General features: G+C 68.4%; 36 protein-coding genes and 1 tRNA gene. 16 read left to right on the top strand and 21 right to left on the bottom strand.

What is annotated here, in order from left to right; translation table 11 throughout:
• Positions 1-92 precede the first annotated feature (92 nt).
• The 4 genes from NBT82_RS04260 to NBT82_RS20250 all read left to right on the top strand — a co-directional run bounded on the left by NBT82_RS04260 (position 93) and on the right by NBT82_RS20250 (position 3,019).
• Positions 93-326 (top strand): LSM domain-containing protein, encoded by a 234-nt coding sequence (locus NBT82_RS04260; protein WP_251330337.1) that lies wholly within the window; start codon positions 93-95, stop codon positions 324-326.
• Entirely contained in the window at positions 323-496 is a 174-nt protein-coding gene (locus NBT82_RS04255) for a 50S ribosomal protein L37e (protein ID WP_251330336.1), read from the top strand. Before NBT82_RS04260 ends, NBT82_RS04255 begins: the two co-directional genes overlap by 4 nt.
• A 157-nt stretch (positions 497-653) precedes the next feature.
• Positions 654-2,132, top strand: a complete 1,479-nt coding sequence (gene purF, locus NBT82_RS04250) for an amidophosphoribosyltransferase (RefSeq protein WP_251330335.1) — start codon at positions 654-656, stop codon at positions 2,130-2,132.
• A gap of 89 nt (positions 2,133-2,221) precedes the next feature.
• Complete coding sequence (locus NBT82_RS20250) at positions 2,222-3,019, top strand: halocyanin domain-containing protein (protein ID WP_305882164.1); 798 nt, start codon at positions 2,222-2,224, stop codon at positions 3,017-3,019.
• On the opposite strand, the gene NBT82_RS04240 is transcribed toward NBT82_RS20250, so the two are convergent.
• From NBT82_RS04240 to NBT82_RS04230, 3 genes are all read right to left on the bottom strand, one after another.
• Positions 3,020-3,667 (bottom strand): helix-turn-helix domain-containing protein, encoded by a 648-nt coding sequence (locus tag NBT82_RS04240; protein WP_251330334.1) that lies wholly within the window; start codon positions 3,665-3,667, stop codon positions 3,020-3,022. It abuts the gene before it with no gap.
• Between the two features lie 102 nt (positions 3,668-3,769).
• Entirely contained in the window at positions 3,770-4,885 is a 1,116-nt protein-coding gene (gene nirK / locus NBT82_RS04235) for a copper-containing nitrite reductase (RefSeq protein WP_251330333.1), read from the bottom strand.
• Positions 4,886-5,061: 176 nt separating this feature from the next.
• Positions 5,062-5,466 carry a ubiquitin family protein gene (locus tag NBT82_RS04230; RefSeq protein WP_251330332.1) on the bottom strand — a complete coding sequence of 135 codons (405 nt, stop codon included), beginning with the start codon at positions 5,464-5,466 and terminating at the stop codon, positions 5,062-5,064.
• Positions 5,467-5,602: 136 nt separating this feature from the next.
• Between NBT82_RS04230 and NBT82_RS04225 the strand changes: the two genes are divergently transcribed.
• Positions 5,603-5,980, top strand: coding sequence for a winged helix-turn-helix domain-containing protein (locus tag NBT82_RS04225; protein WP_251330331.1), 378 nt, complete (start codon positions 5,603-5,605; stop codon positions 5,978-5,980).
• Positions 5,977-6,252 (top strand): DUF7521 family protein, encoded by a 276-nt coding sequence (locus NBT82_RS04220; protein ID WP_251330330.1) that lies wholly within the window; start codon positions 5,977-5,979, stop codon positions 6,250-6,252. Before NBT82_RS04225 ends, NBT82_RS04220 begins: the two co-directional genes overlap by 4 nt.
• Positions 6,253-6,262: 10 nt before the next feature.
• Here the strand turns inward: NBT82_RS04220 and NBT82_RS04215 are convergent, their stop codons facing one another.
• Complete coding sequence (locus NBT82_RS04215; RefSeq protein WP_251330329.1) at positions 6,263-7,765, bottom strand: outer membrane protein assembly factor BamB family protein; 1,503 nt, start codon at positions 7,763-7,765, stop codon at positions 6,263-6,265.
• Between the two features lie 42 nt (positions 7,766-7,807).
• Complete coding sequence (locus NBT82_RS04210) at positions 7,808-8,368, bottom strand: DUF420 domain-containing protein (RefSeq protein ID WP_251330328.1); 561 nt, start codon at positions 8,366-8,368, stop codon at positions 7,808-7,810.
• Positions 8,369-8,534: 166 nt separating this feature from the next.
• Here NBT82_RS04210 and NBT82_RS04205 point away from each other — a divergent pair.
• From NBT82_RS04205 to artA, 5 genes are all read left to right on the top strand, one after another.
• Positions 8,535-8,619: transfer RNA gene (locus NBT82_RS04205), tRNA-Leu, on the top strand.
• A gap of 330 nt (positions 8,620-8,949) precedes the next feature.
• Positions 8,950-9,465, top strand: a complete 516-nt coding sequence (locus NBT82_RS04200) for a winged helix-turn-helix transcriptional regulator (RefSeq protein ID WP_251330327.1) — start codon at positions 8,950-8,952, stop codon at positions 9,463-9,465.
• Positions 9,466-9,523: 58 nt separating this feature from the next.
• Positions 9,524-10,819 (top strand): DUF7405 family protein, encoded by a 1,296-nt coding sequence (locus NBT82_RS04195; protein ID WP_251330326.1) that lies wholly within the window; start codon positions 9,524-9,526, stop codon positions 10,817-10,819.
• Between the two features lie 55 nt (positions 10,820-10,874).
• On the top strand, positions 10,875-11,957 hold the full coding sequence (locus NBT82_RS04190; protein WP_251330325.1) for an iron transporter: 1,083 nt from the start codon (positions 10,875-10,877) through the stop codon (positions 11,955-11,957).
• A 39-nt stretch (positions 11,958-11,996) separates the two neighbouring features.
• Entirely contained in the window at positions 11,997-12,941 is a 945-nt protein-coding gene (gene artA, locus NBT82_RS04185) for an archaeosortase A (protein WP_251330324.1), read from the top strand.
• Between the two features lie 299 nt (positions 12,942-13,240).
• On the opposite strand, the gene dph5 is transcribed toward artA, so the two are convergent.
• Together dph5 and NBT82_RS04175 are read right to left on the bottom strand one after the other, a co-directional pair.
• The gene (gene dph5, locus NBT82_RS04180; RefSeq protein ID WP_251330323.1) at positions 13,241-14,035 is read right to left on the bottom strand and encodes a diphthine synthase; all 795 of its coding nucleotides are present in this window, start codon (positions 14,033-14,035) and stop codon (positions 13,241-13,243) included.
• Positions 14,036-14,067: 32 nt separating this feature from the next.
• The gene (locus NBT82_RS04175) at positions 14,068-14,223 is read right to left on the bottom strand and encodes a DUF7563 family protein (RefSeq protein WP_187347710.1); all 156 of its coding nucleotides are present in this window, start codon (positions 14,221-14,223) and stop codon (positions 14,068-14,070) included.
• Between the two features lie 106 nt (positions 14,224-14,329).
• On the opposite strand from NBT82_RS04175, the gene NBT82_RS04170 reads away from it, so the two are divergent.
• Positions 14,330-14,767 carry a universal stress protein gene (locus tag NBT82_RS04170; RefSeq protein WP_251330322.1) on the top strand — a complete coding sequence of 146 codons (438 nt, stop codon included), beginning with the start codon at positions 14,330-14,332 and terminating at the stop codon, positions 14,765-14,767.
• Positions 14,768-14,836: 69 nt separating this feature from the next.
• On the opposite strand, the gene NBT82_RS04165 is transcribed toward NBT82_RS04170, so the two are convergent.
• The gene (locus tag NBT82_RS04165; RefSeq protein ID WP_251330321.1) at positions 14,837-16,147 is read right to left on the bottom strand and encodes a hypothetical protein; all 1,311 of its coding nucleotides are present in this window, start codon (positions 16,145-16,147) and stop codon (positions 14,837-14,839) included.
• 293 nt (positions 16,148-16,440) lie between these two features.
• Between NBT82_RS04165 and NBT82_RS04160 the strand changes: the two genes are divergently transcribed.
• Entirely contained in the window at positions 16,441-16,791 is a 351-nt protein-coding gene (locus NBT82_RS04160) for a nuclear transport factor 2 family protein (RefSeq protein ID WP_251330320.1), read from the top strand.
• Between the two features lie 29 nt (positions 16,792-16,820).
• Here the strand turns inward: NBT82_RS04160 and NBT82_RS04155 are convergent, their stop codons facing one another.
• Entirely contained in the window at positions 16,821-17,099 is a 279-nt protein-coding gene (locus NBT82_RS04155) for a HalOD1 output domain-containing protein (RefSeq protein WP_251330319.1), read from the bottom strand.
• Positions 17,100-17,289: 190 nt separating this feature from the next.
• Entirely contained in the window at positions 17,290-17,709 is a 420-nt protein-coding gene (locus NBT82_RS04150; protein ID WP_251330318.1) for a VOC family protein, read from the bottom strand.
• 90 nt (positions 17,710-17,799) lie between these two features.
• Here NBT82_RS04150 and NBT82_RS04145 point away from each other — a divergent pair, with 90 nt between their 5' ends.
• Entirely contained in the window at positions 17,800-18,186 is a 387-nt protein-coding gene (locus tag NBT82_RS04145) for a hypothetical protein (RefSeq protein ID WP_251330317.1), read from the top strand.
• 38 nt (positions 18,187-18,224) lie between these two features.
• On the top strand, positions 18,225-18,389 hold the full coding sequence (locus NBT82_RS04140; RefSeq protein ID WP_251330316.1) for a ribbon-helix-helix protein, CopG family: 165 nt from the start codon (positions 18,225-18,227) through the stop codon (positions 18,387-18,389).
• Between the two features lie 112 nt (positions 18,390-18,501).
• Here NBT82_RS04140 and NBT82_RS04135 read toward each other — a convergent pair whose 3' ends face one another.
• Positions 18,502-18,858, bottom strand: a complete 357-nt coding sequence (locus NBT82_RS04135) for a DUF555 domain-containing protein (RefSeq protein WP_251330315.1) — start codon at positions 18,856-18,858, stop codon at positions 18,502-18,504.
• A 139-nt stretch (positions 18,859-18,997) separates the two neighbouring features.
• Between NBT82_RS04135 and NBT82_RS04130 the strand changes: the two genes are divergently transcribed.
• Positions 18,998-19,609 (top strand): DUF7344 domain-containing protein, encoded by a 612-nt coding sequence (locus tag NBT82_RS04130; RefSeq protein WP_251330314.1) that lies wholly within the window; start codon positions 18,998-19,000, stop codon positions 19,607-19,609.
• Here NBT82_RS04130 and NBT82_RS04125 read toward each other — a convergent pair.
• The 10 genes from NBT82_RS04125 to NBT82_RS04080 all read right to left on the bottom strand — a co-directional run bounded on the left by NBT82_RS04125 (position 19,600) and on the right by NBT82_RS04080 (position 24,973).
• Complete coding sequence (locus tag NBT82_RS04125; RefSeq protein WP_251330313.1) at positions 19,600-20,163, bottom strand: hypothetical protein; 564 nt, start codon at positions 20,161-20,163, stop codon at positions 19,600-19,602. The genes NBT82_RS04130 and NBT82_RS04125 overlap by 10 nt on opposite strands.
• Positions 20,156-21,229, bottom strand: a complete 1,074-nt coding sequence (locus NBT82_RS04120) for a DUF3179 domain-containing protein (RefSeq protein WP_251330312.1) — start codon at positions 21,227-21,229, stop codon at positions 20,156-20,158. The genes NBT82_RS04125 and NBT82_RS04120 overlap by 8 nt, the downstream gene beginning before the upstream one ends.
• 63 nt (positions 21,230-21,292) lie before the next feature.
• The gene (locus NBT82_RS04115) at positions 21,293-21,895 is read right to left on the bottom strand and encodes a rubrerythrin family protein (RefSeq protein WP_251330311.1); all 603 of its coding nucleotides are present in this window, start codon (positions 21,893-21,895) and stop codon (positions 21,293-21,295) included.
• An 8-nt stretch (positions 21,896-21,903) separates the two neighbouring features.
• The gene (locus NBT82_RS04110) at positions 21,904-22,227 is read right to left on the bottom strand and encodes a 2Fe-2S iron-sulfur cluster-binding protein (protein WP_251330310.1); all 324 of its coding nucleotides are present in this window, start codon (positions 22,225-22,227) and stop codon (positions 21,904-21,906) included.
• Positions 22,228-22,651: 424 nt separating this feature from the next.
• On the bottom strand, positions 22,652-22,816 hold the full coding sequence (lysW, locus tag NBT82_RS04105) for a lysine biosynthesis protein LysW (protein ID WP_157690977.1): 165 nt from the start codon (positions 22,814-22,816) through the stop codon (positions 22,652-22,654).
• A gap of 53 nt (positions 22,817-22,869) precedes the next feature.
• Positions 22,870-23,157 carry a DUF4242 domain-containing protein gene (locus tag NBT82_RS04100; RefSeq protein WP_251330309.1) on the bottom strand — a complete coding sequence of 96 codons (288 nt, stop codon included), beginning with the start codon at positions 23,155-23,157 and terminating at the stop codon, positions 22,870-22,872.
• Between the two features lie 56 nt (positions 23,158-23,213).
• Positions 23,214-23,417: a DUF8132 family protein gene (locus NBT82_RS04095; RefSeq protein WP_251330308.1), complete on the bottom strand. Its 204-nt coding sequence runs from the start codon at positions 23,415-23,417 to the stop codon at positions 23,214-23,216.
• A 43-nt stretch (positions 23,418-23,460) separates the two neighbouring features.
• The gene (locus tag NBT82_RS04090; protein WP_251330307.1) at positions 23,461-23,739 is read right to left on the bottom strand and encodes an acylphosphatase; all 279 of its coding nucleotides are present in this window, start codon (positions 23,737-23,739) and stop codon (positions 23,461-23,463) included.
• 145 nt (positions 23,740-23,884) lie between these two features.
• A complete protein-coding gene (locus NBT82_RS04085; protein WP_251330306.1) occupies positions 23,885-24,784 on the bottom strand; it encodes a DUF5794 domain-containing protein in 900 nt (299 codons plus the stop codon).
• Positions 24,785-24,790: 6 nt separating this feature from the next.
• Positions 24,791-24,973 carry a DUF8099 family protein gene (locus NBT82_RS04080; protein ID WP_251330305.1) on the bottom strand — a complete coding sequence of 61 codons (183 nt, stop codon included), beginning with the start codon at positions 24,971-24,973 and terminating at the stop codon, positions 24,791-24,793.
• Positions 24,974-25,145 lie beyond the last annotated feature (172 nt).

Raw genomic sequence — 25,145 nt, 5'->3', positions numbered from 1 at the left:
ACGCTACGTGTTCAGCGTCTTCGGGCGTCGGGATGTCGCCGGCAGGGTGACCTTCGGTACGTTTATTATTCCGACTCCCAGCCTTTGTTGGCATGGGCGGACGACCCCTCGACGTGCTGGAGGCCTCGCTTGACGAGGACGTGACGGTGTATCTCAAGGACGGCCGTGCGTTCCACGGAGTCCTTGGCGGCTACGACCAGCATATGAACGTCGTGCTGGAACCTGGCGACGAAATCGCCGAGGACGCCCTCGGCGATCTGGACGTCGAGCAGGTCGACAACACAACCATTATACGCGGCGATAACGTCGTGACGATAAGTACATGACCGGAGCAGGAACGCCGAGTCAGGGCAAGAAGAACAAGACGACCCACGTCAAATGTCGACGCTGCGGTGAGAAATCCTACCACGTCCGGAAGAAGGTCTGCTCGTCGTGTGGCTTCGGCAAGTCCGCCAAGCGCCGCGACTACGAGTGGCAGAACAAGGCCGGCGAGTAACTCCGACTCCGACCGGATTCTTTCTACCGTCCTCTCGGCTGTACTCTCCGCCAGTGGCCGTCAGACGCCGACTAACGGCGGGTTACGGCTCCGACGAATCGGTGTCGACCGGGTGCAATAGCGTGGCTTTTTACCCCGCGACACAGTAGAGACCCCCATGGCACACGGGCGGGATCACCGTACCCCGAACGGGATGACCGAGAAGTGTGGCGTCGTCGGCGTGTCGCTAGCCGATCGCGACGCCGCTCGTCCCCTCTACTATTCGTTGTACGCGCTCCAGCACCGGGGACAGGAGTCGGCCGGCATCGTAACCCACGATGGGTTCCAGCAGCACAGCCACGTGGAGATGGGACTGGTTGGGGACGTGTTCGACGCCGACGACCTCGGCCAGCTGAACGGGGCAGCGGGGATCGGGCACGTCCGCTATCCCACCTCCGGGGGCGTCAACGCGTGCTGTGCCCAGCCGTTCTCGGTCTCGTTCAAATCCGGGTCGCTCGGCCTCGCACACAACGGCAACCTCGTCAACGCCGCGGAGATCCGCTCGGAACTGGAGTCGCTCGGCCACGCCTTCACCTCCAACGGCGATACGGAGGTGATCGCCCACGACCTCGCGCGAAACCTGCTGGAGGAGGATCTCGTACGGGCGGTGAAACGAACCATGGGCCGGATCCACGGCTCCTACGCGCTGACGATCATGCACGACGAGGCCGTCCTCGGGGTGCGCGACCCCGAGGGAAACCGGCCGCTCTGCATCGGGAAACTCGACGATGGCTACGTCCTCGCCTCCGAATCGGCGGCCATCGACACGCTCGACGGCGAACTCGTCCGCGACGTGGCGCCGGGCGAGTTGATCGTCCTCGAACCCGACGGGTCCGGCTTCGACTCCTATCAGCTCGTCGACCGCGACGCCACGGCCCACTGCTTTTTCGAACACGTCTACTTCGCTCGCCCGGACTCGATCATCGACGACGAACTCGTCTACGACGCGCGCCGGAACCTCGGGCGTCAACTCTGGGCCGAGAGTGGCATCGAGACGGACGTGGTGATGCCCGTGCCCGACTCCGGACGCTCCTTTGCCTCCGGCTACGCCGAGGCCGCGAACGACGACGGCGCCGACGTCGAGTTCGCCGAGGGACTCATGAAGAACCGCTATGTCGGCCGCACGTTCATCATGCCGACCCAAGACGAACGCGAACGCGCGGTCAGGCTGAAGCTCAACCCGATTCGGAGCACGGTCGAGGGAAAAACCGTCACGATCATCGACGACAGCATCGTCCGGGGCACCACGTCGACTCAACTGGTCGATCTGATCCGCGACGCCGGCGCCGAGGAGGTCCACGTCCGGATCGGCGCCCCGCCCATCGTCGCTCCCTGTTACATGGGCATCGACATGGCCAGCCGGGACGAACTCATCGCCGCCGACCGGAGCGTCGAGGACATCCGGGAGACCATCGGCGCCGACAGCCTCTCGTATCTCTCCATCGACGCCATCGCGGACGTCCTCGGCCGGACGAAGACTGATCTCTGTCTCGGCTGCGTGACCGGCGAGTACCCCTACGACATCGAGGGTGAACGGACCGACCGCGACGTGTCCCGACCCGCCGTCGGGAGCGAGTCCGCGCCGGCCGACGACTGAGTTCCGATCACCGAACTGACCGAAAACCCCGAATTCGGACGCCGAACCGGCAATATTTTTCAATGGGTCGTGTGTAGGTTCAGCCGACCATGAGCGAGGAACGCGACGCTCGGCTGGGACGGCGACGGCTGTTGCGGGCGGGCGCCGGAGCCGTCGGAGCCGGGCTGGTCGGTGCGGGAGCGACCGGAACCGCGGCGGCTCAGTCCGGGCCGTTCGGCGGGTGGATGAGCGACGTGAGCAACTACGACGGCGTCGTCGACATGACGGGATCGAGCGAGGTGGCCGTCGACGTCGGTGTCGAGGCGAACAACGCCGCGTACGGCTTCGGGCCGGCCGCCGTCCAGGTCGACCCCGGAACGACCGTCGTCTGGGAGTGGACGGGCGAGGGCGGCATGCACAACGTCGTCGCCGAGAGCGGTGCGAGTTTCTCCAGCGAGTTGACACAGGAGGCCGGCTTCACCTTCGAACACACCTTCGAATCCGAGGGCGTCGTCGAGTACTTCTGCCAACCACACAAGGCACTGGGCATGAAAGCGGTCGTCGTCGTCGGCGACGCCGTCCCCGAGGGGGCCGAAGTCATCAGCGGGAGCCCCGGTGGATCCGGCGGTGGCGGTGGGTCCGGTGACGGCGGTACCGGTGACGGCGCCGGTGGGTCCGGAGGCGACGGTGGTACCGGCGGCGGTGGGTCCGGTGAGGGCGACTCCGGTGGCCTCGGCCTCGATCAGGGCGGAACCCTAATGTCCCTGACGGTCGGCGGGGCCCTCGTCGCCGCCTTCCTCTCACCCATCGTCTTCGGGGTCCTGTTGCTGTTGCGTGGCGGAGACGGGAGCCGTTCCCCGTCCGGCGAACCGAGCGTCGAACACGGCGAGCCGAGCCACGAGGACTGATCAGGACCGTTCGTCGACGACGCCCGCGTCGGCGACGAACGCCCGGATGATCGCGCTCTCGGCCCGGTGAAGGCGTTCGCTGGCCGTCGACTTCGCGATGTCGAGATGGTCCGCGATCGCCGTCAGCGTACACGTCCTGGGCGTATCGTAATATCCCAGATCGATCGCCGTCTCGATCAGTTCGTGCTGTCGGTCGCTCACGACCGATTCGGGGTCCACCGAGGTGCGGACCGACCGGACGTCGAACTCGAGTCCGAAAGTGCGGAACTGGTCGGCAAGCGACGACAGTCGATCCCGGGAGGCCGTGATTTCAAGGTCAGCGACGCCGTCGACGATGGTGACGGGGGGTTCGAACGGCGCCCGCGAGTTGCGGATCGAGAGGAGCAAGAGCGGTTCGTCCGTCTCGAACTGGACCAGCGCTCGGTCGTCACCTCGGTGGAGCACCTCGAACACCCGGACGTCCGGCGTCTCGTCGAGTCGCGAGAGGACGGTCTCGAGGTCCGGTGCCGTGATCTCGACCAGGCCGACGCCCGTCTCGTCGTCGGGAAGCGCCGCGAGCACCCGGAAGGTCGCGTCGGGATATCGCAAGGAGAGGTCGGCGATCCAGGTATCCGCGGGGAGGGTCACCGCGAGTCGAGCCGTTGGCATATCTCCACCGTAGTCCGCCGCGTACATAAGTGGCTCAGGACTGCGAGAAGGGAGTGGCGTGCACGGGAAGACTATCCAGCCGTCCGCGGGCGGAGGAACCGATCAGGCGTACTGGGGGCCTTCCTGGCTGGTTCCGTGGGCGTCGGGATCGTATAGCTCCTCGCGCTCGTCGCCAAGGACGTCGACTTCGGCCAGCATGCCGCGGCGCGCGACCCGGCTGAGGGCGTGGTCGACGAGTTTGATCCGCTCGGGGACCGGCGTGTCCATCTCGCCGATCATACAACTTCCCGGCGGCACCTTCATCGTCTGGATGTTCTTGTCGGCGTAGGCCTCGAAATCCCCGTTTTCGGGGACGCCGCCGTCCCGGTAGGCCCGCTTCCAGACGTTCCCGATGGGGTGGAAGTTACTGGAGTAGTTGGGGCCGCCGTCGACCATGAACACCCGGACGCGCTCGCCCTGGTTGACTTCGATCGGGCCGCGGTTTGCGGCCGCCCACGCGTACTTCTCGCCGTTCAGCAGGACGTACGTCGGATTCTCGTTTTTCATCGACTCGATGTCGAAGCTATGTTTGCCCTGCTGGCCGACCTCGCCATCGGTGTAGACCTCGTGCTGGCCGAAGTAGAGTTCCCGATCCACCTCGGGCAGGCCACCCGCCGGCTCGACGAGGATCATGCCGAACATGCCGGCGCTGATGTGCATATCGAGGTTCGGCACGGCACAGTGGTAGATGAACGCGCCGGGGTAAGTCGCCTTGAACCTCATGGCGTTTTCCTGTCCCGGTGCGGCGGTCGTCGCCACCGAGCCACCCCCAGTCCCGTAGACGGCGTGGAGGTCGACGTTGTGTGGAAGCGCGTTCTCGGACGGGTTCTCGACGGTCAGGTCGACCGTATCACCCTGTCGGACGCGGATCATCGGGCCGGGTACCTGGCCGTCGAAAGTCATGTAATCGAAGGTGACGCCGGGCTCGATCTCGGCGGTCACCTCCTCCATCGCCAGCGTTATTTCGTGGGTTTCCGGCTGGTCCCGATCGATCGGGCCGGGGATGTCGGTCGGATCGGCCGCCACCTGATCCGTCGTCGTCGTCGGCGTCCCCTCGACCTGTTGGCGCTGTGTTTCCGTCTCAGCAGCCGTCGGTGCCTCCGCGCTGCACCCTGCCACCGTGGCTGCACCGCCGATACCGAGCGCCTGTAGCGCCCGCCGCCGAGTAGTTTCGAACATTGGGTGTCACCTCTACCTGGATCCTTGCGGGGGAGACCTATCAACCGGCGAGTCGATTCCTGTCGGGTGGGCGACGGGGCGAACCGGTTCGGGTCGCACATAAAAGGGCCGCAGCCGGGAAGCGCGGGCGGACCGATCTGTCCCCGTGTCGAGCCGACGAGAACCCCGCGGCGGACTCAACAGCAGAAGATGAACGGATAGACCAGACTCACGCGGTCCTGATCCTCGATTTTCGTGTCGAAGCCATCGAGGACTTCGTTGAACTTCCCGTTGACCAGCACCCGGGCGTAGGGTTTCGTCTGTTCGCCCTCGGGATTCTTGTGCCACGTTCCCGGGAGGTTCTCCGGGGGTTTCGCCCACCCCTCGGTCGTCGCTTCGGCCTCCGTCTCGGCGATCAGCATCTCCGCGAGATCCGGTTGCTCGTCGAACAGCGTCTCCAGCAGATCGCGGAGAGTGTCCCCCTCGAACGTGAACTTTTGGTGGGGTTTCGTCATCGCGTCGCGGACGTGGCCCGTCGCGTGGAGTGCCACCGTCGTTCCCGTCGGTTCCGCCCCGCCCTCGGCGTCAGTGGTCGCGCTCATAGTGACTTCTAGTACGCGAGTATCCGGTGAAAAGATATGCCCGAACATGTTCGTTCTCGGAGACGAACGGCACGGAACCCGTCGGGCTGGTGGCCGAAGCGGCGGGCCTAAGTGACCTCCCCGGCGAGGAGTGGACATGGTGCGCGACCCGTTGTCGGGCGACGATCCGCTCGACCTGCAGTCGGTGCTGGACGCGCTCGACGACGCCGACTGCCGGACCATCATCGAGCACCTCGACGAGCCGATGACGGCAACCGAGGTGTCCGAGGAGTGTGATATTCCCATGTCTACGACTTACAGAAAGCTCGACCTTCTGACGGAGGCGTCGTTGCTCGCCGAGGGGACGGAGATCAGGCCCGACGGCCACCACGCAACCCGCTACGAAGTCGACTTCGACGCCGTCGCCATCGGACTGACAGAGGACCGGACCCTCGATGTGACCATCGACCGCCCGTCCCGTACCGCCGACGAACGACTGGCGTCGCTGTGGGGAGAGGTGCGAAAGGAGACATGAGTCACCTCGGCATCGTACTCATCGCGGTCAAGACCGGCACGCTCCTGCTCGGCAGTCTCATCACGTTCCTCTCGCTCAAGGCCTACCGACGAACCGGGACGCCGGCGCTCCGTGCGCTCGGTATCGGCTTCGGGCTGATCACCACCGGGGCTCTCCTGGCGGGCGTCGGCCATCAGTTCACCGCGCTCTCGCTCTCCCAGTCGGTCGTCATCGAGAGCAGCCTCACGCTCGTCGGGTTCGCGGTCATCGTCTACTCGCTGTACGCCGAGTGAGCCGTTCGGATCACCCGGAAGCGGCCAGCGCGTAGAGGCCGTCGCCGCCGATCACGTAGACACACCCGCCGGCCACCGCCGGAGCGCCGAACCCCGTCTCCTCGCTCTCGAACCGCCACCGCTCCGTCCCGTCGGCAGCGTCGAGCGCGTGGACGCTTCCGAACGTCGGGTGCATCGCGCCGGCGGCGCCGACGTAGACGGTCCCGCCGACGACAGCGGGCGCTGCGTGCGCGAGGTGTTCGATACCGAAGACCCAGCGCTCGCTCCCGTCGGTGGCATCCAGCGCACACAGCCGTTCCCGCATCCCGACGTAGACGCGGCCGTCGGCCACCGCCGGCTCGCCGGTCACGCCCCGCTCCGTGGTGACCGTCCACGACTCGCGCCCGTCGGTCGCCGAGAGCGCGTGGACGGCGCCCATACTCGACGCGTAGACAGTTCCGTCGTGGACCGTCGGCGAGAACGACGACCGGTGGTCGGTCTCGAACCGCCACCGTTCGCTCCCGTCGGCGGTGTCCAGCGCCACGACCGTCCCCTGCTCGGCCACGACCAGGACGCGCCGCTCGGTCACCGCCGGCGGCCCGTACACCGCGGTGCCGGCATCGGCGCGCCAGTACTCGGTCCCGTCGGCCGCCGAGAGGGCGACGACGGTCCCCTCGTCGGTGCCGGCGTAGACGACGCCGTCCGCCACCGCCGGCGGCCCACGCACGTCGCCGGGCGTCCGACCGACCCACCGTTCGTCGCCGTCGGCGGCGTCCAGTGCCCGCAGGCTCTCGGCGTCCGGGACGTAGACGGTCCCGTCGGTGACTGGCGGCGCCGGGTCGTCGTGGCCACCGGCGTCGGTGGTCCACCGAACGGAGCCGTCGGCCGCCGAGAGGGCGACGAGTTCCCCGTCGTCGCCGACGTAGACGCGCCCGTCGGCCACCGTCGGGGGTGTGTGTCCCTTCGGGTTCCGATCCGACAGCGAGACGAGCCACCGACCGGCGACGCTCGCGGTCGGTCCCGTTCCGGACGGGGCGTGTCCGGTGTTGGACGCGTCGAACCGGACCGCCGGCCACGCGTCGGCGGCAGGTGAGGCGGTCCCGGCCGTCCGCGTCGCCGCCGGATCGTCGCGCGCGCTCCGGCCCCCGTCCTCGGGAGTGATCGGTTCCGTTCCGTCGGCGGGAACGACCGGTTCGGCGCCGTCGAGGCGGTCGAGTGCGTCGCGTGCGGCCTCGCTCACCGCCGGGTCGTCGTCGAGGCGCCGCTCCCGAAGCCGTGACTCGGCGTCGACGAGGCCGAGCGTGCCGACGAGTCGACACGCAATCGCGCGGACGGCAGGGTCGGGGTCGTCGAGGCGGTCGCGGATCGCCGACGCCCCCCGGGCGACGCGGGCCGGATGCGTCTCGGCCAGCGACGCGAGGCGCTCGATCGCGTCGCGCCGGACCGAGGGCTCCGGGGCGGCGAGTCGCTCGACGAGTGCGGGCGCCCGACTCGGGTCGGGGTCGGGGTCGGGGTCGCTGTCCTCGGGTGGCATCGTCGGCCGATTGCGCCACCGCCGTCTTAGTTGCCACGCCGCTCAGTAGACCACGTACAGGAGGGCGTAGACGGCGTTTCCGAGGACGAACGAGACGAGCCAGAGGGTCGCAGCCACCCGCCCGACGCGGGCGTGGGCGGTGTCGGCGAGCGCCGAGACGGGGCGGGTCGTCGCGAGGAGGAGGACGTAGTACAGGAGCGGGATGCAGACGATGGCGAGGAGGATGTGGACGGCCAGCAAGGGGAGGTACAGCCACGTGTAGACGGCCTCGGGGCCGGGAAACTCCGTCGGCCCGTCGAGGGCCACCTTGTAGAGATAGAGGACGAGAAAGAGCGCAAAGAGGCCGGCCGAGAGCAGCATCGTGGCCCGGTGTTTCGCGAACTCGCGCCGACGGGCGAAGACGACGCCAGCGAGGATCGTCAGCACGGCGACCGTGCTGACGACCGCGTTGGCGTGGGGGATGAGGGCGACGACCGTCTCGGGGGCGCGCGGGATCGCACCCCGCGGGATCGCGCCGAGGACCGCGCCGAACACGAGAGCGAGCGACGCGAGAGTGAGGAGTGCGGTCAGTTCCGGCACGCGGTTCCGTGCTCGAAGCGCCATGGCCGATACTGGGCCGGCGATCCACAAAACGACGGCGGGTTCCGGCCGAGTACGGCGGCCGACCACGACGGGGACGAAGCGGATCGGCGGCGGGGAAAAGGAAAGCCATTTCAAATACCCCCGACAACGGTGGTATGCGTACCGACGAAGCGCAGAACTCATGCGAGCGTGGGTAGCCAAGCCAGGCCAACGGCGCAGCGTTGAGGGCGCTGTCCCATAGGGGTCCGCCGGTTCGAATCCGGTCCCACGCATCGCACAGGTGGGTCGCTCGACCCGCCGCCCACGGAGGCCCACGCCGACGTGGCGATGCAGGTGATTCCCATCCGGGACATCACCCACGCACAACTTCTCCCGACGCACGGTCGCGAGCGACGGCGCCGAAGCGTTCAGGTACGCACGACCCGAACGGGCCGTATGGAAACGGCGCTCCCACTGCACGCCGTCGCGCCGGTCGGCCGTAGTGGGTGCGAGCGTGTCCGGAGCCCTCTCGCCGGCGAACCACCACGGCTTCGACGTAGTGCTGGTGGGGCTTGTGGTGGCTGTCGACGACGCCCGCTCCGTCGCCGAGGGGTGTCGACCTCGTGACGCAGCCACGTGACCGCATCCGACGCCACGTCGCCGCCAATCCGGGGGTCCACTTCAGCGAACTCGCCCGCGACCTTGACCTGGCGACCGGGCAGGCACAGTACCACCTCAAGAAACTCCAGGAGTCGAACGACGTGATCGCGGAATCGCTGTACGGCCGCACACACTACTACACGCCGGAGTACGACGCCGCGGAGCGCGGCGCCATCGCCGTCCTGCGCCGCGAGACGGCACGGGACGTGGTGCTCTCCCTGATCGACGGGGGACCGAGTCCACCGGAAACGGTCGCCGAGCAACTCGGAATCGCCCGCAGCACGCTGGAGTGGCACCTGGAGCACTTGCTCGAACAGGACCTCGTCGAGAAACGACGCGACGACCGTGGTCGCGTGACCCTCGCCCCGTCGCGACCGGCGGCGACCGCTCGGGCGCTCCGGGTGGTCGACTCTTCCCTCCCGGAGCGACTCGTCGACCGGTTCACCCGACCGGTCGACGGGGTGGTCCCGGAGACGTAGCGTTCGAGAGCCGAACCACAATCCGCTTGCCCCCGAGGACCGAAGGGGCCGACGACGGATGTCCCCCGAAGGAAACCGCTCGCGGCGTGCCGTCCTGAAGACGGCCGTCGCACTCGGCGGCGCGAGCGCGCTGAGCGCCTGTCTCGACCGCGTCGACGACGACCCCGTGCCGACCGGCGACCCCGCGGCCAAGCCGCCGCGCCAGCACGCTTGGCGGGCGTACGTCCGCCACGACGAGCACGGCAACACGCAGCTCCCGGCCCACCAGATCCTCCTCTATCTCGATTTCCGGGTAGACGGTCGACCCACCGACGCCGACCGGCGGGCCCTCGCCGACGCGCTCGACGCACTCGACCGGGCCTACGCGTGGAGCCACGAGGGACTGCTCCACTCCATTGCCTACTCGCCGGCTTACTTCGACCGGTTCGACGAGTCGCTTCCGGAGGGCGTGTCCCTCCCCGAACCGCGGGCGCTGTCGCCGTTCGAGTCGCCGACCTTCGACCTGCAGGACGCGGTGCTCCACCTCACGAGCGACCGTGCCGACGCCGTGCTGGCGGCCGACCGCGCCCTTCGGGGCGAGCGGACGACGGCCAACGGGGAGGAGGTGCCCCCGCTGACCGACGTAGCCACGGTGGTCTCCCGGCGGACCGGATTCGTCGGCGCCGGCCTGCCCGCGAACCACCAGGACGCGGCGGGGATTCCGGACTCGCAGCCCGTCCCCGAGGCGTCGCCACTGTTCATGGGGTTCGAGGCGGGCTTCCGCGGAAACCAGGCGACCGAGGACTACGTCGCCATCGACTCGGGACCCTTCGCCGGCGGGACGACGAAGGTGATCGCCAACCTCCGACAGCGCCTCGACGACTGGTACGAGGAGCAGTCATACGAGGAACGCGTGATGGAGATGTTCAGCCCGGGCCACGCCGAGGAGAATCTCGTCGAGGGGATCGGAAGCAACCTGGGTTCGTCGAGCGGGATCGATCGGTTCGTCGACGACGTCGCCGCCGATGCCGACGAGTACGGCCGGGTGGGTCACGCCCAGAAGGCGGCGGGGGCAAACCGCGACGCGGCGGGAAACGTCCGTCTCCTCCGCCGACACTTCGAGTCGACCGACGACATCGGCTCGGACCAACCGGTCGCGAGCCTGCATTTCCCGTCGCTCCAGCGGCACGTCGCGGCGTTCGAGGAGGTGCGACGGGCGATGAACGGGACGGACCTGACCGAACTGACGCCGGCGGTCCGCCAGCGGGTCAACAACGGCATCCTCGAATACATCTTCGTCCGCCGACGGGGCTACTTCCTCGTCCCGCCGCGCCACCATCGGGCGTTGCCGACGCCCAGCCCCACCGGATCGTGACGGCGTTCGACGACCGGACCAGAACCGGTTTTCCCGACGAGTCCCCAGGGGGCGTATGAAGCGCCGCGAACTGCTCCGGACGGGAGTCGCCCTGTCGGGAGCGCTGGCGCTCGCGGGCTGTTCCAGCCTGGTCGAGACGCGGGCCGTCGGGGTGCCGCCGGTCCCCGAGGACCGCCCCGACGGCGTCTACTACCCGAGCCACGTCGAAGGTATGTCGATGGCAGGCAGGGCGACGAGCGGCGACTACGCGGCGGGACTCATGTACAGCTACCCACACCGATTCTGGAACGTCACCGGTGAGAGCGTCTCGCTCACCGACATCGAGAGCGACGACGCCGTCCACCTTATGGCGAGCATCTGGGACCCCAAGACGAGGACAATACTGCCCGACACCGGCCTGTCCGCGGAGATCTATCGCGACGGCTCGCTGGTGTCCCAAGAGGCCATCTACCCCATGCTCTCCCAGCCCATGGGCTTCCATTACGGGGCGAACTTCGGACTTGAGGGCGACGGAACCTACGAGGTCCGGTTGAGCATCGGAGCGATGGCCACCCGGCGGACGGGGGCGTTCGCGGGGCGCTTTACCGACCCGGCGACCGTGACGATCCCGTTCGAGTACAGCCAGTCGGCCAAAGAGGGGATCGAGTTTCGCACCTTGGAGGAGAAGGTCGCCACGCCGGGGGCGGTCGAGCCGATGCGGATGGACGGACTCCCCGCCTCGTTCGCGCCGCTCGAATCGGAGCTACCCGGCCGAGTCCTCGGGTCGGGGACGAGCAACGACGCCCGCCTGGTCGTGACCGCACTCGACGCCTTGCCGGAGGGAATCGACGGGAGCGCCGACGGGACCTATCTCGTCGTCTCGGCGCGAACCCGCTACAACCGGATGGTGATCCCGGCGATGGGGCTGTCCGGCCGTCTCGAACGCGACGGTCGAACCATCTACGAGGGTGCGTTCGAGCGGACGCTCGATCCGGAACTCGGCTATCACTACGGCGCGGTCGTCGACGGCGTGGCGTCCGGCGACGACCTCACCCTGTCGGTCACCGTCCAGCCTCAGACGGCGCGCCACGAGGGGTACGAGACGGCCTTCGGTGGCCTCATGGGCGACATGCCGGACGTGACCGTGCGCGTTCCCTGAACGACAAGGGATTTATCTGTCGACGTCGTTGTCCCAGCCATGGCAGGCCCGTTCACCGACGTCCTGGCGTGGGTCGTCATCGGCCTCTTTCTGGCCGGTGCCGTCCTCCGGGGCCGGGAGCGGGCGAGCGCTCGAGCCGTGACGGTCGCCGCGTGGGCAGTCTTCGCGGCCTTCTGGGCCGCGCTCGTCCCCCACTTCGCGTTCGAACAGAAGAGTTTCGTCGAGGGCGTACTCTCCCTGATCGCGGTCCCCGCGTCGCTGTACGTCGGGTGGCTCCTCTACGACGGCCGGGACTCGCTGTTCGTCCTCTCGAAGGCCATCGCCGTCATGGGCGTGGCCTATCTCCCCTTCGAGACGATTCCGGCGCTCACGATGGGCGGTCTCGCGCTCCCCTCGCCCCGTCACGTCCTCATCTCGCACACCACGGCACAGACCGAGTGGGCGATGCAACTGCTCGGCTACGATCCGACCCTCGTCGAGGGCGATCAGGGATATCTCAACACGTTCAAGTTCGTCACCGACGGTGGGCACGTCATCCTGTTCTCGATCATTCTCGCCTGTACGGGACTGGGAAGCATCGCCATCTTCGTCGGCCTGATCGCCGCCGTCGACGCGCCGCTGGCACGGAAACTCCGTGCGCTCGCGATCGCGGTGCCGATCATCTACGTCCTCAACATCGCCCGAACGACCTTCATCGGCCTGATGTTCGGCAAACAGTACATGCAGTGGTTCGTCGAAGAAGTGCTCTTCCTGTTCGGCGGGACCGACCCCTACAAGGTCTCGTTTTACCTCTCGGATCGCGTCATCAGCCAGGTGCTCGCGGTGGTCGCTCTCGTCGGCGTCACCTACCTCGTCGTGCGTGAACTCCCCGAACTGCTGACGGTCGTCGAGGACGTCCTCTATGTCGTCACCCGGGAGGAGTACGACCTCCGGGAAGCACTGGATCTACCGGACTCCGGCGAACTGGGTCCGGGTGCGGACTGAGCCGACGTCACGGTTCGTCGACGCCCGACCCGTCGAAACGGCGGGAGACGGCCACAATGCTTTCGTGGGCAGGGTGTGTTGTTCCTGATCGCGAGTTGGCATGTCGCACTGGCGGGCATCACCCGACCACAGAGCCTGCCGACCCCGTCCGCCTCCCACCGGTAGATGGTGAGAGGGTCGGTTAAATTTTTGGACGAAACCTACGTTCCGGAGTAGATTCGACAATATATTGAAATTTCTCTCCTCGGCGGGGGCTTAGCCCCACGGTCCTCAAAAAGGCATGGTGTGCCATGCGTCGACTATTCGTCGGGGAGCGAGTCGTCCGGCGCGCCCGCGAGCGTCCGGAGCGCGTCCGCCTCGAGGTGGTGGACGTCGTCCGGCAACACCAGCAGGTGAAGGGGGGCGCCGAAGTCGCGGCCGGCGAGCCTTTCGAGGCGATCCGCGGCGACGACGGGGTCGGGACTCCCCGCCCGTGCTACGACGACGCCGAGACGGTCGGGCCACTCCGTCGCCAGCAGTCCGGCGGCCACGTCGGCGGTCATGAACCGCTCGCCCGCGTCGGGCCCTCGGCCGTCGTCGACCTTGATGTCGAGATAGACGAGGGTGTGGAGGCCCCGCTCCCGGTTGGCCGCGACGGAGTCGACGACCGACGCCGGCACGTCTCCCCCGCCGTGAGCCCGGGGAAAGGGGAGAGTGACGGCCTTGCCGAAGCGGTAGTTCTGAAGGCCAGTGAGCCCGCTGGCGGCCGATTGAGCCGTGACGCCGTGGACGACCCGCGTGTCGATTCCCCGGTCGACGGCGCGCAGTCGGAGGTCGACGTGGGTCGTCGAGATCATGGCGTCGCCGGCGGTCAGGAAGACGGCGTCGCCCGCCTCGGCGGCGTCGAGGATGGGACCCGGCTCCTGCTCGACACCCGCCCGGTCGCGCACCTCGATGTCGACACCGTGGTGGGCTTCGAGGGCCTCGACGCTGGTGCCGACGAGGCGACTGGTGTAGAACTCGGCAAACGCACGGTCGGCCGCACGGAGGGCGTCGCGTCCCTCGACCGTTATCGACCGCTCGTCGTAGAGGCCGAGGCCGACGAAGGTGAGCATACGGGCCGTGGGACGCCGGGAGGGTTAAACGGTTAGGTACGTCTCGCTCGTGCCTGTCGTACGTCCGCGCCGTCGCGGACCAGATCCTCACAGTTCGGACAGACGCGCGGTTCGGTCATGCCGGACGGGGCGAACACCCGGACGTAGTCGTCGGTGACGAAGGAACCACAGTTCTGACAGCTCGGCATACGTTCGCATGAGTGGCGGGGACCATCATGTACGTTACGGCCACTCACAGTCGCAGAAACGGTGCCGGCGCCCCCATTCAAGTGCTCCGGGGTCGAACGAGCCGTCATGTACGACGCGATACTCGTCCCCACGGACGGGAGCGACGGCGTCGACCGGACGCTCGACCACGCCCTCGAGATGGCACGGAACCACGACGCGACGGTCCACGCCCTCTACGTCGTCGACCGGCGGTTCGAACTCGCGGCCGACGAGGACCGCGAGGCCCTGATCGACCGGCTGACCGACCGCGGCGAGAACGCCGTCGCCGCCGTCGCCGAGCGCGCGGCGGACGCCGACCTCGACGCCGTGACCGAGATCCGCGAGGGCATCCCCTACAAGGCCATTCTGGGCTACGCCGAGGAGACGGACGTCGACGCCGTCGTGATGGGCACCCACGGCCGGACGGGACGGGATCGCCTCGCTCACTTGGGTAGCGTCACCGACCGCGTCGTCGAGAACGCGACGGTGCCGGTGCTCGTCGTCGACATCGGCGCGGACGACTGACCACCCCGCCGTCGGACTCCCGGGCGTCGTGACCGGTGGTCGTTGCGCGATACGAGGCGGTTGCGGCGGCTATCCGTCCCCCGGGGGCGAGGCCAGCCAGGTCGGCTCCAGGCCCGAGGACCACTGCGGACGTCGCTCCCACGGGATGTCCGAGGGGAGTGCGGTGACGACCGCCGAGCCGGCGCGGAACCGGTAGGCGTAGACGGTGGTGCCGTCCCGCTCGTAGAACACGCGATCCCACCGGCGGTCGGCGAAGACGGCGGTCTTCGAGGCGGTCACCGGATCGTCGTCCGAGGGAGCGACGGCCGCCCGTGCCGTCTCGGGATCGGCGAACCGTTCGAGGTAGACCGGTTCCGCGGTGAACCCCGCGTCGACGGTCCCGATCATGAGAGTGACGCCGTACTCGCGGTCGGCGGACCGGACCGGTCCGAAGAGGTCGGTGAGGACCGGTTCGTAGTCGTCGAGGCGCTCCCGATAGGACGTGGTGTCCTCGAGGAGGGCCACTCCGTCGTCGCCGTGGGCGTACAGCTCGTTGTACTGCGGTTCGTTCGTGTGGTCGTTGAGCGGGTGGGTTGTGCCGTGGCTGTGGGCGTGCGTGTACGTCCGGTGGCCGCTAGGAAACTCGTGGGTGTGTCGGTCGATGCCGTCGGTGGCCGTCGACTCGGTGCGGTCGGGGTGGGCCCAGGTGACGAAGTCGTCCTCGGCGCTCGCGAGCGCGACGATCCGATCCGCCGATCCGCCGGGAATCAGCATGTCGTACAGCGGCCCGTAGACCGGGCGGCGCGAGAACGCATTCTCGAGATACGAGCGGGAGACGACCGACCGATAGAATCCCCGCGTGCGGGAGAGCGCGGCGGTCTGTAGTCCCTCGTCGCCGCGGACGACGCCGCGCTCGAAGTCGCGGACGTAGACGTTGTCGCCGATCCGGAGGGCGTCGACGACCGCGAAGTGATCGGTCAGGGTCGACGTCACGTAGTCGGCCACGTTCGTGGTCGCCGACCGCAGCGCAGTCACGTCGCTCTCCGTCAACTGCTCGGCGGATTCGAGGTCGTCGACGACCCCCAGGACGCGGTTGGCGCGCGTCACGAGGCCCCGAATCGCCGCGTCGTACTCGGTGCGAAACCACTCGAACTCCGAGAGGACGTTCGTCGTCGCGGCCGCGAGGTCGGCGTGAGCGACGGGCGTCGCCGTGGCCGTCGCCGTCGGCTCGGCGGTGGTCGGCGCCGGCGTCGCCGTGTCCGTGGCCGTCGCCGCCGCTCCACCGTCACCGGTCCCGCCGCCGTCGGGTGTCGACTCGCCGTCGTCGCCGAAGCAGCCACCGAGGAGACTCGACTGTGTGAGGGCAACCGCCGCGAGGACCCTCCGTCGCGTAAGGGACATTCGGTGGGTGGAACGCGCGGTGAGCAATTAGCTCTGGTGGCCGACGCCGCGACCGAGCGTTAGCGTCTTGAACCGGGGTGTCGTAGCGGGGTGTATGAACGTCCCATCGCCGACGACACCCGAAGGGATATTCGACTATCTGATGGTCTTTCTGCTCCTCGCGGCGGCGCTCGGGTTCGCCATCCTCTATTTCGGGTGAGTTCGACCGGACCCGACGCGGCCGAGCGCCACCGGCGTCTGTGCGGGTAACGTTCATCACAGTGTGCCCGAAACGGACGATCGGTGACACACTCATGACGACGACCGAAGACGTGCTTGACCATCACCTGGACGCGTTCACGACACAGGATCTCGACGCGACGCTCGACGACTACACCGACGACTCCGTGATCATCACGAACATGGGGACGTTCCGGGGCCTCGACGAGATCGAGGACCTCTTCGCGGGCCTGTTCGAGGAGTTCGCCCAGGAGGGCTCGCGGATCGAACTCGATCAGAAGACCGTCGAGGGGGAGTACGCCTACATCGTCTGGAACGGGGAGACCCCGGACAACGACTACGAGTTCTGTACCGACACGTTCGTCGTTCGGGACGGAACGATCCACCGACAGACGTTCGCGGGACGGATCGAACCGAAGGCGTAGACGAGCGTGGCGACGCGTCGTCGATCCGGTCACGGCGGCCGGACGAGGATCCGGCCGTCGCCACGGACGGTGACGGCCGCACCCTCGACGTCGAACGTGACGGCGGTCGAGGCGGGCGACCCGACGACGAGGGCGTCCAAGGCGTCGGGGTCGACGTAATCGAACAGTGGTCGGTCGGCCACGTCGACCGTCGCCGCCAGCGCCTCGGCGACGGCGACGCTCGGCGACCGGCGCGCCTCGTCGAACCGGCTCACGTAAGCGCCGTGATCCTCGTCCCAGCGGGTGCCCGAGGGATCGCTCTCGGTCATGCGGCGCCCGAGGTCACCCCCGTTGACGAGGGGTGATCGTTCCGATCGGTGTCGAGCGGTACGGGCGGTGCGGGAAGAGCGGCGATCCGACGTGACGGACTGCGACTGGAGTTGGGCATGCTGTGTGACTGAGTCGACTCTTCAAAACGAGGGTAGCCCGTACCACGGAATACGTCTTTTGGGTTCCGTCTCACGCCTCCAGAATCTCGATGAGGTTTCCCTCCGGATCCTGAACGAAGCAGATCCGCGTCCCGGTCTCGGTCGTCCGGGGTGGACTCGTGGTGGGAACGGTGGGATCGAGGTCGGCGTAGAAGGCGTCGAGGTCCTCGACGGTGAGGCCGAGGTGTTTCACGCCCGGCTGGTTGATCGCGTCTCCGGTGGTCGCCGCCCCCTCGGGATCGTACTCGACGAGTTCGATCCGGGCGCCGTCGGCGTCGAAGTGGGCGAAACGGCCGGTGGCGCCGTCGACGCCGACGACGTCGGCGAAGGCTTCGCCGGAGACACTGAATCGCTCGCAGGGGCCGAGACCGAGGGTGTCACGGTAGAACTCGACCGCCCGATCGAGGTCGGCCACGGTCACGCCGAAGTGGTGGGCAACGGGTCGGGTCACGTCATCGGAGCGGGCAGCCGGCGACAAAGCGGCTTCGGTCCGGGGGAGTCAGCGACCCGAATCACTCACACCCCCTGGCCCGTACAGCCCATGTCGTTCGTCGTGCCGTTCGACGGATCGGATCTCGCCGAGGCGGCGATGGTCCGTGCCGTGGCGTTCGGAGGCGTCCTCGACGAGCGGGTGGTGGTGAGCGTCATTCCGTCGGGGAACGACGGCTACGCACGGGAGCGAGACTGGCTCGATGCCGGCGAACCGTACGACCGCGGGACCCTCGTCGGCCGACTCCACGAGGCGGTGACGAGCCTCGCCCCGGACACGGAGTTTCGCTACGAAACCGTCGGGCGGCACGCGGCGTCGGGAACCCTCGAAGGTCCGGCGCGTCGCCGAGGCCTCTCCACACCGGACAGAGAAGTCCGACTTCTACCGTTGAACGCCGCCCCGGGCGGAAAGTCACACGGACGCCGGACGGCCGTCTGACGGAGCTATTTGTGGGCTTGCCGCGTGGCGATTAGCACATGACCGAGGGAGACGGACTCGCGGAGATGGAGACGGTCACCGTCGAACTGGAGGAGGAGACACTCGATGCCGTGGACGAGATCGCCTTCAGCGACCACCGGGACAACCGGCCGGCGGCGATCCGGACCCTCCTCGACGAGTGGCTGAAGACACGCGACGAGTGAGGACCGTGGACGGACCGTAAGTCGGGGGACGTCGGCGCCGCTCTTCGGGCGCGCCGATGCCGAGCCACGCGTGTGTCGAGCGGTCGAGGGCGGCTTCGTCCGAACTCCGGAGTCAGTCCTCGTCGTCTTCGGTTTTCATGACTTCGATCACCGACAGCGGTACGTCGCGGAGGGCGCCCCCGACTTCGCTTTTCGCGATGCGAGTGGCGTGGTTCTCGCCGTCGGCATTGAACACCTCGATTTCGAGGAGGAGGCCGACCAGCGCGGTGTCGGCGGCGATGAACGCCGAGTCGAACGGCTCCCCACAGGCGGGACAGGGCGTGACACCCACTTCGACCTCGACGTACTCCTTGTCCTGTTCGTTCAGGCGTTTTCCCGCTTCACTGACCGCGACGCCGATGGCGTCGTCGACGTCTTCGACGTCCCTGACCAGCCAGGCAGCCTCCATCGCGACGAGATAGTTGCTCATACGTTCGACACGCCGTGGAGTACCTCGTGTCTTGTGGTTTGCGCCCAGTGCGAGTTCGGCCCTCCCCGTGTTATCGAACCTGAGATCGCAGTACGAACTTTAATACAGAGGTAGCCACCATCCACCAACCGGACCACGGATGAGTGAACAGGGGGGGGCAGTCAGACCGGAGACATCCGAGGACGTGGCGACGGCGGTCACACACGGAGGGGAGACGCCGACGGAACAGGAGGTGTTCGACGTGCTGTCGAACCGCCGCCGCCGGTACGCGCTGTACGCGCTCCTGCAGGAAGACACGGTGACTATCGGCTCGCTGGCCGACCAGGTCGCCGCCTGGGAGAACGACTGCTCGATCAGCGAGGTGACGGCGGCGGAGCGCAAGCGCGTCTACACCGCCCTCCAGCAGTCCCACCTGCCGAAACTTGTGCGGACGGGACTCGTTCGTTTCGACGACGACAGCGGCCACGTCGAACTCACCGAGGCTATCGAGGAACTGGACATCTACCTCGAGGAGATCGGCGACGAACGGCTCTCGTGGGACCGGTATTATCTCGCCCTCTCGGCGGTGTCCGCCGTCGTCGCCGTCGCCGTCTGGCTCGGGGTTCCACCGTTCGGTGCACTCCCACCGCTCGTCTGGATGGCCGTCGTCGTCGTCGTGTTCGGCGTCTCGGCGGCCGTCCACAGCTACCGGTCGACCGCCACCGACGACACCGGAACCGTCGAGCCGCCCGAGGTGTCGCGTCAGTCCTGAGTGCGGCGTCCGGCGACGACGAGGAGACTTCCCACGAGGAGGAGTCCCGCCACCGGCGTCGCGTACTGCACCGCCGAAACGAGTGTGCCGGTGGTGCCGACGCCGACGACGAAGAGGACGGCAGGGCCACAGCAGGTCGCCCCGGTCAGCAACGCCGGCAGACCGGCGAGGACGCCGGCCGACTTCCCGACGCCGACGCCACACACCGCCGGCGCACGCCACGCGACGACGCCGACGGCGAGGTTGCAGCCGACGAGGATGGCCAGAAGGAGAGCGATACCGACGTCGAGCGGCGACACTAGCAGCGCCACGGGATCGACCGTGATCCGTGCGATCGGCTCGAACGAGAAGGACCGAGTCGACTGCAGGGCCCGCGCGAGCGGCGCCGATACCACGCGGATCGAGTACCCCCGAGCGCCGAGGACGAGGTGGCCGATCGACGCGAGATACAGCGGTGGGTAGCCGACCACCGCGAGGAGGAACGCCGCTCGGCCGTCGGACCGGCGGAGGGCAGCGGCGACGCCGCGCGGGGTCCCGCATACGCGATCACGCATGGAGCGCCGTCCCGGGATAGAAGCCCGACCACGCGAACCACATCGCTTCGACCGCCGGCCGCCGCTCGAACGGGAGCGCGGCCGGGGCGTGGCGAGTCCCGTCGACGAGTACCCCGTCGGAGTCGGCCGTCACCGCCGTCTCGCCGGGTACCCGGTAGCCATACGCCGCGTCGAGGGCGTCGTCCGCGACGATCAGGACGCGGTCGTCGGCGATCGAAAGGTCGGCGACTCCACGCCGCCGGAGCCGCGACCGGGAGACCGCCGCGGCACCCTGTGGGGTTCGGACGCCGACGACCACTGCCTTGGTCGGGAGACGACCGTCGTCCGTGAGCGGTTGGAACACGGTGTACTCCTGTGCGTAGTAGCCCCGTTTCGGCCCGTACGAGCCGTACGGGTCGACGCCGTAGTTCCGGACGTACCCGGTGTCACGGGACAACACGCGGGTGTCGGGGTAGCGGGCGCGCCACCGCCCCCAGGTGGTCCAGTGCAGGTCGAACTCACGGAGCGACTGCCCCGAGAGCGGCCCCGCGATGGCGGTCGCGAGCATCTGTGGCCACCGGCTGTCGGTCCCACGGTCGTACATGACGAGGTTGCTGTTGACTAGGTCTCCGGAGACGCCGAAAGTGGTGGCGCCGCGTTCGAAACCCATCGTCGTCCCGGTGAGCGGGCAGTAGGTGACGCTCACTGGGACGCCGTCCAGTCGATCGTTGACGATCTCGTGGTGGACGAGGATCTGCCGGGGGTACGCCGTCGGCGTCCCGCCGCGGACGACGCCGAAGACGACGTCCCCATCGGCCGGAAGCGCGGCAGCCGACGCGTCGACGAACGAGGGGTCGTCGATCGAGGGGATGCCGTCCACGGCAACCCCACCGGAGACGACGGCCTCTCGGAGTCGGTCGCGGTCGTAGGCGAGTGGAAGGCCTCGATCGGCCGGCGGCGGACCGCGGACGGACGTCTCGGTGGCGGATGCGGCCGGGGGCGCATCCGACGTCTCACCGAGACAGCCCGCCAGGGCCGTGCCGGCGGCGAGCGCCATCGTCCTCCGTCGTGTGACGTGGTGACTCATACCACGAGAAGGATCCGGGCGCCGAAAAGCGTACCACGGCAGTGCACGGGGGTCACACAGGAGCTACGACCGGGGGGCGTCCCGGAGGTCGTCGGCCGCCAGACGGACGGTGTACTCCGCGACCGCCACGGCGGCATCCCAGTCGTCGTCAGTGCGTGCGTCGAGCACCTCGAGTCCGTCGTCGAGGCAGTCGGCGGTCTCGGCCCGTAGCTCCCGGAACAGTCCCTCGGCCGCGGCGTCACGTCCCTCGAAGAAATCGATCAGGGCGCCGTGGGTCCGGAGACTGACGAGCGTCCGCCCGACCATCCCGCCCGCGACCCGGTGGATGGGGTCGTCGCGACCGCGGAGGTAGGCGTGCATCGGTCCCGCTCCGTCGGGAGCGGACGCCGCGGGCGCGTCGTCGAGGGACCGTACCCGACGGAAGTGGTCGTCCTCCTGGTCCGCGACGGCCGCGTACGTCTCCCGGAGGGCGGTGTCGGCGGCCGTCTCGGCCCACTCGCGGAACGTCCGGCGGGCGGCGCGTTCGCTTTGGGCGGCGGCGGCGATGAGCGCCGCGGGCCGTGGGTCGCCACCCGAGAGTGCAACCAGCAACTCCCGCGAGCCGAGCAAGTCGAGATCCGCGGCGGCGTCGGCTTCGACCCGGGCGCGGAGGGCGTCGGCGTCCATGGGTGGCGTCAGTCGTCGGCGGCGGCCGCCGCGTCGGTCGCGGCGTCATCGATGCTCGGTGGGTACTGCCCGCGATCGAGCACCAGGTCGCTCTGCGGGCGTGCCATACAGGTCAGCGCGTACGTCTCCGCCTCCGCGTCGGTCAGTGCCCGGGCCGCCGGCTGGGTCACCTCCCCCTCGATTATCTCCGCGGAGCAGGCCAGGCACATGCCGACGCGACAGGAATATTCCTGTGCGATGCCGGCGTCGAGGCACGCCTGCAGGATGGTCCGTTTCTCCGACACCTGAATCGTCTCGCCCGTACCGACGAACTCGACGGTGTACTCGGTCATGGGCCGCCGTACGCCGGACCGCGGCAAAACTCTTCTCCCACGCCGTCGGGCCCGGGGAGTCCCGGCAACGGAGCCGAGCGACTGGTACACGACCGCGACGACAGTTCGGCCGTGTGGCGGACTCTCATGCCGCTGAACGGTCGTGTCCGACTCTCGTCTGACACAAGATATATATCGGTTCGGTCCCCGCTACCTAACGAGACGCAGGAAGACGGGGACAGTTGGTAGGGGTACTTTCGGTCCCCGGATCCTGCGGGTGGTCTTTTATCGACACTACGTCGACAGACGCCGGACCGTCCGCCGTGGCGGGTGGGCGGCAGACGGGACCCGACGTGACCACCGATGCCGACGGGATCCGCCCTCGACGGAGAGGAGAGGCTACGTCTCGGTTGCGACGCGGAACGCGGACGGAGACCGACGGTCGTTACTCGCCCCAGTCCTCTTCGAGTTCCGGGGCGGCGTCCAGTTCGACGGGATCGAGGCCGACGACTTCGAGTTCGGCACCGCAGGTTCCACAGTCGACGATCTCTCCGACTTCCAGATCCTCGTGCAGGGTCACGTCGGCCCCGCATTCGACGCACTCGGGCATAGTTCGACCGTTGGTAGGTCGCGGGGGGACTTGAAGGATGCCTTTCGACGCCGCTAGTCCTCGCCCCCGAGGGGTTCGCCCTGGCGGTCGATTCGTGTCGCCGGGAGGCCCGCACGGTCGGCGTGTTCCCGCACCGCGTCCTCGCTTTCGGCCTGATAGTGACAGAACGTTCCCGTCACGTCTCCGTCGTCGTTCGTCAGCACCTCCGACTCGACCCACCGGATGTCGACCCCCTCCGACCGTAGTTCTTCGAGCGTTTCGCCCGACTTCTCCGCGGCGGCGTCGAGGTCGTCACGGCCGATCGGGTCGTCGAGATCACGGAGGATGAGATAGTCCTTCATGTACGACGATGGGGGTTCGGGGCCATCATAAAACTACCCCCGAGGCGGGGCGCACGCTACAGGCGGGCGTAGCGCGTCATCCCCCACGCTGCGACAGTAACGCCGACGACGAACGCGCCGAGCGTCGCGAGTAGGGGTCGCGGCGAGAGCGTCGCGCCGCCGAGGAAGGGGCCGCGAACGACGAGATAGCCCGTGCCGAGCGCCACGACGAGGCCCACGACGCCGACGACGGCGGCGGCGCGTCCAACGACCGACGTCACCGTACTCGCTCCGATCTGACGCCGGGGGGACGAGGGTACCGGTTCATCGGCGGACGACGAACCCCGACTCGCCCTCCGGTTGCTCGGTGGTCACGTCGACGTCGCGGACGTCGGCGGCCGGACTTCCCGTCCGACACCACTCGACCATCGACTCGACGGCGTCCTCGGTGCCCTCGAAGACGGCTTCGACACGACCGTCCGGCAGGTTGCGCACCCAGCCGTCCACGTCCCTTGCCCGCGCCGCGTCCCGGGTGTTCGCCCGGTAGTAGACCCCCTGGACCCGCCCGGAGACGAAGACGCGGGCCCGCACTCGCTCGCTCATGGGAGCCAGTTGGTGATCCACCGATAAAAATCCGGAGCGTCGACGACGACGTCACTCCGGTCCTCCGGGAACCGACCGCCACGAGGACATCACCGGGGCTCGCCCGGCCTCCCCGTGCCGACGGCGGAGGGCGACCGCACCGGGCTCACAGCCACGGCGCGCGGGACTCCTCTTCGACTGGGAACGGCGAGGACCGGCCCTCGTCGTCGGCCGGCGCGGTCGGCGCGTCGGCCGCGTCCGAGTCGGCGTCCGCCTCGTCGTCGGCCGCATCCACGTCCGCGTCCGGGTCGGTGTCCGCCTCGTCGTCGAGGGGGGAACCGTCGGGGTCGAACGAGAACACGGCAGTCACACAGAGGACGCCGAGGGCCACGGGTGCCTCGGTCGGCATCAGGCCCAGCACCGAGAGTGCGAGCATCCCGAGGGCGACGGCGCTCCCGAAGCGGAACAGGTCGAGGTCGACCGACTCCTGCAGGACGGGTCCGAGGGCCGCGACCAGCATGGCGAAGCCGACGCCGACGCCAGCGGCGGCGACGCCCCGGGCGACGAGGCCGGGGTCGGCCACGAAGGTGACGGCCGCGCCTGCGGGCTGGAGGCTGGCGATCAGTCCCAGACCGATGATGACCGCCGGACGGGGGAGGTACTCGCCGACCCGGGCGCTCGCCGTCTTGGCCGCGACGGTCAGGATGACCAGGCCGGCGAAGCGCTGGAAGACGGCCATATCGAGGAGGCTCTGAACGGTCGGCGCCAGAGCCGCCTCGACGGCCGCCGCGGGGAGGAGGACGGCCCCCAGCAGCGCGATTGCGCGCATCCGCTCGCGGGGCGAGCCGTCCATCTCGGCGAGGACGACGGCCACGGTGGCCGACCCGCCGAAGATCAGCAGCCCCGTCTCGAGGATGCCGAAGGGGTAGGTGAGCGCGCCCGCCAGGATCAGCGCGGGGAAGATCCCGTCGATCAGCGGGAGCATCATCACCGTGGCCAGAAGCTTGGTCGCACTGCCGACCTGTCGCTCGAGGCGGAGTGCGACCGGATGTTGGGAGACGCTCATGCCACGCTAGCGGCCGTGGCCATCGGCCGACCGGTGGTGTAACGCCCTCGACCGATCCACGTGGCCGGTGACGTTTCCGTCGGTCCCGAAGCGTTTGAAGTTTGCCCGCGCTGTAAAGGAGATGCCGGAGTCCTCGCTGGAACTCGTCCGAGCGGCAGTGCGCGTGGCGATGGAACGCTTCGAGGCCATGAACGAAAAGTGGGCGACGGTGTTATTAAGCGTTTCGTGGGACGGGACCCCACGGCAACCGACCGGCACACGTCCGGAGACGGGCGTGACCAACGCCGACTCGTCGACGACGGCACCGTCAGCACGACGAGGAGGACCGCACGTCGCCACCCTGTGTGGATGTCGGCCGCAT

The organism is Haloplanus sp. HW8-1 (assembly GCF_023703795.1).
Taxonomy (GTDB): Archaea; Halobacteriota; Halobacteria; order Halobacteriales; family Haloferacaceae; genus Haloplanus; species Haloplanus pelagicus.
Note: the sequence above shows the minus strand (reverse complement) of the source record. Positions and strands in the feature narration are given on the sequence as shown.